This is a genomic window from uncultured Boseongicola sp. (assembly GCF_937988555.1).
Taxonomy (GTDB): Bacteria; Pseudomonadota; Alphaproteobacteria; order Rhodobacterales; family Rhodobacteraceae; genus Boseongicola.
Map to the genome: position 1 here is coordinate 1 of NZ_CALJXO010000336.1, position 7,071 is coordinate 7,071.

Genomic DNA, 7,071 nt, shown 5'->3' on the forward strand with positions numbered 1-7,071 from the left:
TTCAAAGGCCGGGTTATAGGCGACTGCTCGCTGGTTATTGGGAGAATTTTGGCGCTACTGACCTAGAGTACTCCCGACAGAGGATTGCATGCCAACAGAACCGCTGATCAAACTGCTGACATCGCTGGACGTCAGTTTCAGCGCGGAGCAAGCCAACACAATCCCAGGCCCGCACCAAAGAGCGCTCTTTGTGGCCCTTGCCCTTAATCCCAACTCGCAGATATCCCGAGATTGGTTGGCGGACTTGTTATGGCCCGAAGCGACGCAATCCCAGGCGCGCCAACGTCTCAGAATGACATTGCTGAATTTGCGCAAAGCATTTGAAGTCGGCGGACAGGTTTCAATCGAAGCCAACAACGATGCAATTTGGCTCAACGCAGCCACTGGTAGCGTTGACGTCATGATCTTCGAAAGCCTCACGGAAAACCCGAAAAACTGGCCCCAGGCCCTTGAGCTCTACAAAGGGAACCTGCTTTAAAAGTTTCCGGCCATTTCGGAGGAGTTCGATGGCTATCTCTCATCCAGAACAGCGCAATTGAAGGAGCAATTCCTGACCATTGCCCTGCAATTGCTACGCAACGCCAAACGAGGCCGCGACACGGCGGGGTTCGAACGGATCTATCAGGCGCTGCTTCGAATCGACCAGTCCAACGAAACAGCCGCGATGCTTGCAATGGAGTATTGGGCTGGCGAAGGGCTTGCTGACAGAGTCGAGGCAGTTTTTCAACATTTTGAGGCATCAACAAAGAAGCAATCTGGAGCCTCGCCCGACCCCCGATTATATCAAGCATTTGCTTCGCTGATTGATCAGGCGCGCGCCAATCCGATTCAAAGCAATCCGAGCGTTTCCTTTCAAAGCACTAATGCAGCCGTCGATCGGAAGAGCTCGATGCGAAAATACTGGATAGCGAGCGCATTGGCGTTTGTTGCTTTGTTGGTCAGCGCTGGATTCGTTGCTCTTCAGGACCGGTTTCGCAATGCGGGGGGGCCAATCTTTCTCGTGCTAAGACCAGTGACAAATATCGATAACTGTTCGCTGGACGCGCCATTGGAAAGTAGCAATGGGGCCGTTCTGGAAGTTCTTCGGTCAATTGAAGGCAGTGTAGTTGTAGTGGGCAACCTGCGTCGATACTTCGTGTTTCCAAACGAAGGCGTTTATTTGGTGCGCCAGCATATCGAATGCAATGACACGCGCTTTCGAGCGACTTTTACTTTCATTGACAGAAGAACCCGAGACGTCACTGTTAGTTTTCGCAGTTCTGAGCTGCCCTTAGACAAGCAAAGCATGGCCAGCCGGATCACCCAAGAAGTTGACCTGAAGCCGGTGCGGTAGAGTGGTAAATGCCTCGTACCCACCGAGCGGATTTTCACCCGTTACCCGGGCGATGCCTTCGTTAATGATTTCACCAATTGCCATGGGATTACCCCTGAAAACACCATTAAGGTTGTTGGCCATGAGATATAGCTAAAAGTTGGTGATGGCCCCTGAGGGGCGGCATATCATGGCGTTGTTCACGCGCCGCAATTCTCGTCTGAGAAAAGGATATGCCACATGACGACAAATATCATCAAGCAGCTGACCGATCCACCGGGATTTTCGCCTGATCCACTGACGGACCTGCTACGATCCGGCGCGCAGCGTCTGATTGAGCAAGCGGTTGAGGCCGAACTTTCAGTTCTGCTGGAGGCCTATGCGTCTGAGAAAACGGACGACGGTCGTGCGCGACTGGTGCGCCACGGTCACCTGCCGGAACGCGAAATCATTACCGGGATCGGCGCGGTGCCGGTCAAGGTGCCGCGCGTGCGGGACCGAGGTGGCAACGCAGAGAAAGTCCGGTTCACGTCAACGATCCTGCCGCCCTATTTGCGCAAAGCCAAATCCATCGAAGAGCTGCTGCCCTGGCTTTATCTCAAAGGCATTTCCACCGGGGACTTCCATGAAGCACTCGCAGCTCTTCTCGGCCCGAACGCCGCAGGGCTGTCATCGACGACGATTTCTCGGCTCAAAGCTGACTGGTGGGACGAGTATAACCGCTGGCAGCGCCGCGATCTCAGCACGCGCCGGTTCGTCTACATCTGGGCGGATGGTGTCTACTTCCGGCCCCGAATGGCTGAGGAAAAACAATGCGTTCTGGTACTCATTGGAGCAGATGAATGGGGCCGAAAGGAGATCATCGGCCTCGCCGATGGCTACCGCGAAAGCACCCAGAGTTGGCGCGAGCTGCTCTTGGACTTGCAGCGGCGTGGCCTTACCCATGCGCCTGGTCTTGCCATTGGAGACGGAGCCTTGGGCTTCTGGCATGCGCTGCGCGAGGTCTTTGGTGCAACGAAAGAGCAGCGGTGCTGGTTCCACAAGACTGGCAATGTTCTAAATGCGATGCCGAAGTCGGTTCAGGCCAAAGCCAAAGGCCATTTGCACGACATTTGGCAGGCTGAGACCCGCGTGGATGCCGAGGCCGCATTTGACTTCTTCATCGCCACCTATGGCGTGAAATACGACAAGGCTGTTGGGAAACTGACCAAAGACCGCGAAGTGTTGCTGGCCTTCTATGACTTCCCTGCCGAACATTGGAAGCACATCCGAACGACGAACCCTATTGAAAGCACCTTCGCCACGGTCCGACATCGCACCGGCAAAACCAAAGGCTGTCTCAGCCGCAAAACTGGCCTTGCCATGGCATTCAAGCTGATGATGTCTGCGCAGACCAAGTGGCGAAAACTCGATGGAGCCAACCGCATGCCTGAGATCATTGAGGGGATTGAATTCAAGGACGGGATCAAGCAACTTCAAAACGCCGCCTAATCACGCCGTCACCAACTTTTGGGCTTAGCTCGTTGGCCATGATGTAATCATTGTCGCTGTGGTGGTTGGCACCCTATTTTCTTCAGACCAGAGATCTCTTTATGGGAGATTTCGTTCTAAGTGCGGGATTCTATCGATCCAATTACAGAACTGCACCAAAAGTTGGAAATCCAATCGGCTCGTTCCGTCGCCCAAATAGTGCTTGGGCTTGATCCTCGCCCTAATAGATTTGGCTGCCATCTGGGTGCTAGGCCACTTTAAACGGCCGTTCTGTCCCGCACACCGACGTTTTAGCCGACAAAAAAATTCTGCGCCATGCACGAATGGCCGCAATGCGAAAGCTGCACCGCAGCGTTGTATGGAACGGCCAAAGTCCGCTAAGGGCCGTTCGCAACAGGCTGGATTTTCTGCTCATGCGAAATGCTGCGGGGCGGCATTTGGTAAAGATGGCTCGAAGCCGACCATTGCAGTGCAGCATGCTCGGTCTCCTGAAGGGCTCCAATAGCGGTCACTCAAAAGGGAAAGATGTTGCAGACATATCAACAGGATAAATCGAAACCCTGACTTTCGTTGATTTGAAGCGGCCGTTGGACGAACCGGTGCGGAATGGCGGCACAGAGCCCTGAGCAAACGTTCAAAGGGAGTTTCAAGTTTATATCAAGGCAATTTCCATCTTGGCAGCTGGGACGACGACGCCTGAAAATCGGGCCACATTTCTCGCCTGTCTTCGGCAGGCCGAGAAAATCAGTTGATAAGCCCATGGTTCTCGCGCAACGTCTCGCAAATGATAGTTCCGATCCACCACATCGCCCATTTCAGCTGGGGCACGCTGCGCGCCCCCGTGGACGACCCCCAGATTACCGCCTTTGCTGAGGCTGTTCCGCGCGTCAACTCACGAGCTGAGGCTAGTCCCGGCTTTGTCTGGCGTTTTGGCGACGAGCGACCACCGGCGGAGGAAGCCGGCTGGCCGCTCTTCAATGACGGGCGCATCATCGCTTCCTACTCGGTTTGGGAAACGCCCGAGGCGCTGAGCACCTTCGTCTACCAGGGCTCGCACGGCGCCTTCTACAACCGACGCGCCGAATGGTTCGACCAGAACGCCCCGCGCGGTTACGTTCTTTGGTGGGTCGCGCCGAGTCATAGACCCGACATCACCGAGGCTTGGAGCAAGGTCGAAAAACTGGCCGCGGAGGGCCCGTCAGACGCGGTATTCACCTTCGCGCAACTCGCGCCGGCAGCTAGCTCAGGTAAACTGTAATCGTGACTCATCGGCGCCCTCAAGCCGAAGCAAAAGCCAAGCTTTCGCCGGACAGACTTTTTCAGCCCGCTTCGAGGACGTAACGAACGACTGGTTTGTCCCGCATTGTGTGAATTCAGACATCACTCGATTTGGCGGTTGCGGCGAAGGTCCGCATAACGGGCCGCACTGCAGCATCATGACGGGGTGGTGAAGGTCCGCAATGGGCTGTCCTCGACCTCGGTTGTATGCTGCGGGCGCGAAATACCGCGATCTCAAACGCGGTTGGTTGGGCTCAGAGCCGCCGTTCGCCGCGCCATGCATCAATAACTGCTATGTGGAGAGGCTGTGTGAAAACTCGGGATTCTTAATGATTTAGCGCCGCTCGTTTTCGGGAGTTGCTAATTTGATGGTTCAGCTCGCCCAGAGCGTGCCTAAATCTGGCAATTTTTGGCATTTGTAAAAGCTTTCGATAGGTTTCACACAGCCTCCGGACAAATCTGCCGTTCGTGAAAGATAATCCAAAGACCGCTTTCGGTGTAAATTGTTTCTATCGAGATTGTGACAGGGTGATTGAAGTTGGCAGATATATCGAGATCGGGGCAGACCGCCGAACTGATGTTGTAGAAGGTAGTTGGACTGTTCCTATCCGTCCAACACCGCTTTCAGCGTCTCAAAGAACTCATCCGATACCGCCTTGGATTTGTACGGATATACCTTCGTATAATAGCTAAGATCAAAATCCGGCTTCAGTTCGAACACCTTGCGACGCGCCTCTTGATAACGTTCTTCCATTCCAACTTTCTTGTAACAGGCAGCCAAATAAAGGTTCACGTAAAATGGTGGGGTAGCAATGGCCTCAAACGCCGCCAATGCCTCAGAATATCGCCCCAAAGTATGCAGGCAACGGCCCTGAATATTCCAGTACCAATTGGGGTGATATGGGTTCAGGCGCATGGCCTCACGGCTGCGGCGCAAGCTGTCATCCGGCTTGCCAAAATACAAAAGGAACCGCGCATATTCGATTAGCAACAGGTCGTCGTTTGGGTTGATCTGCAAACCGGCTTCGAAATGAAATTGCGCCTGGTCGAATTTCCTCTGGATCAGACAACAAAACCCCAACGCGCATTGTGCTTTTGAATCTGCTGGATCAATCTGGATGGCCTTATTGGCCAACGACACTGGCTCATCCACGTTGTCTTCAAGCAAATAGAGCCAGATGTGATAGGCCAGCGCTTGGGCACATAACCCATAGGCCCGCCCATAATCGGGGTCGTGTTTGATGGCCGCGCGAAAATTGTCCACGGCCGACTTGAGGCCATCCTCACTGTATCGGTGCATCTGTTCGGTGCCACGCATCACCAGCTCATAGGCTTTCAGGTCTTCAAGTTTGCGATGACTGTGGCGTCGAACGTCATGGGACGTGATCCGCCCGACAACTGTGCTTGACACCGTTCGTGCGATTTCAGTCTGAATATCAAAGATGTTGTCAAGTTTGCGATCAAACCGTTCGGCCCAGATATCCTGTCCGTCGCTGCAACGTAGCAGATGGGTGGTCACCCGCACCCGCTCACCAAACAGCCGGATAGACCCGCCCAGCAAGAATTGAACTCCAAGTTTGTCGCCAATTTGCGGCGCCCCTATTTGTTCATCTTGAAATTGAAACGAAGACTGGCGTGCCACGACAAACAAATCTGCCTCACGCGACAATTCAATGATCAAATCTTCGGCGATGCCTTCGCCAAAAAACAATGCATCCTCACTGGTGCTAAGAACTTTGAACGGCAACACCGCCAGTGACGCCTTGCCCGGGGCCTGCGGGCTGTCTTCGACAGCCTGGGCGGGCGGTTGAGTTTTGGTCGTGGTTGGCACGGTACCGCTGTTGCGCTTTTTGCGAATATCAGCGGCCAGTTCGCGTGTTGGAGTGTCCGGCTGCACGCCCAGTTCCTGCTGCAACAGGGCGCTCAATTTTTCATATTGCCGCAAGGCCGCGTCAAATTTGCCCTGTGCCGAAAGGATTTCCATCACATTGCGGTGGATATGTTCTTGCAATGGGTCAATTTCAATCATCCGGGTTGCCGTTGCCAGCGCATCTTCAAATCCGCTGTTTTGCGTGCGCCTGGACAGCACCTGACCCAGATAGTCAAGCAATCGGGTCTGCATGACACGGCGCTCCGTTTCCAGCCATCGGTCAAATTCTGGTGAAACGCCTGAAAGGCCCTCGGCCAAATCGCCCCGGTACAACGCAATTTTTTCGTCGGTCGACAATCCGCATTCGGCTTCAAACACGTTTGCATCGACAAAAAGACTATCGCCCTGGATGGTGGCAGCGGACTTGCTGGACCCGATAAATCCGCCCTGACCCTGATCCAGCGATTTTCGCAGAACACTCAATGTCTGACGCAAACTGCCGCGCGCCTGTTCTTCGCCGCTATCGGGCCAAAGCATCGCGCAAATTGTTTCGCGGGGAACCTCAGTACCCATACGCCGACACAGGTAAAGCAAAAGCGCCACGGTTTTTTTGCCAGATATTGGCGTGTCTAACCCGTTTACCGACGCCGTGACTGGGCCAAAGAGGCAAACCGTCAAATTTCGCTTTTTGGTCGCGCCCAAATCTAAATCTCATTTTGACGAAAAAATAACGAAGCCATGCACGTTGCTCTGACAGGGGCACCGTAGCGTAAAGTCATCAGAACACAAATCTACGGAGAACGGATATGATCCCGCCCAACACAAATGAACTGAGACAGCACTCGGACGACCTGGCAAAAATTGGAAAGAGCCTTCACGACTTGAATGGCGCAGGTAAAGTACTGGTTAATCTGGCCGTAGCAGTTGTAGCATCAATGGTTGTGGTTATTTTCCTTCCCCCAATCTTCGCCGCAATAGTCTAGTGCGTCGCGTCGCCATATTTGACAGCGTTTGAATTTTCTGAATCACTTCAAAAACACTTTTGGAGGTTTTTTGGATGGGCAAACGTGGACCCGCAGTGAAGTATGTTGTTCGGCTTAGTGCAGATGAGCGTGCGCAA

Annotated in this window: 5 protein-coding genes; 4 read left to right on the forward strand and 1 reads right to left on the reverse strand. The window is 53.8% G+C overall.

The features are described 5' to 3' along the window. Positions 1-88: 88 nt before the first annotated feature. The 4 genes from Q1B15_RS19945 (at position 89) to Q1B15_RS19960 (ending at position 4,061) form a co-directional block, all read left to right on the forward strand. Positions 89-478: a hypothetical protein gene (locus Q1B15_RS19945; RefSeq protein WP_299757196.1), complete on the forward strand. Its 390-nt coding sequence runs from the start codon at positions 89-91 to the stop codon at positions 476-478. A 57-nt stretch (positions 479-535) separates the two neighbouring features. Then, positions 536-1,333: a hypothetical protein gene (locus Q1B15_RS19950; protein ID WP_299757198.1), complete on the forward strand. Its 798-nt coding sequence runs from the start codon at positions 536-538 to the stop codon at positions 1,331-1,333. A gap of 219 nt (positions 1,334-1,552) precedes the next feature. Then, positions 1,553-2,803 carry an IS256 family transposase gene (locus tag Q1B15_RS19955; protein WP_299757200.1) on the forward strand — a complete coding sequence of 417 codons (1,251 nt, stop codon included), beginning with the start codon at positions 1,553-1,555 and terminating at the stop codon, positions 2,801-2,803. Between the two features lie 784 nt (positions 2,804-3,587). Beyond that, positions 3,588-4,061, forward strand: a complete 474-nt coding sequence (locus Q1B15_RS19960; protein WP_299757202.1) for a DUF3291 domain-containing protein — start codon at positions 3,588-3,590, stop codon at positions 4,059-4,061. Positions 4,062-4,685: 624 nt separating this feature from the next. Here the strand turns inward: Q1B15_RS19960 and Q1B15_RS19965 are convergent. After that, a complete protein-coding gene (locus Q1B15_RS19965; RefSeq protein WP_299757205.1) occupies positions 4,686-6,653 on the reverse strand; it encodes a BTAD domain-containing putative transcriptional regulator in 1,968 nt (655 codons plus the stop codon). Positions 6,654-7,071: the final 418 nt, after the last annotated feature.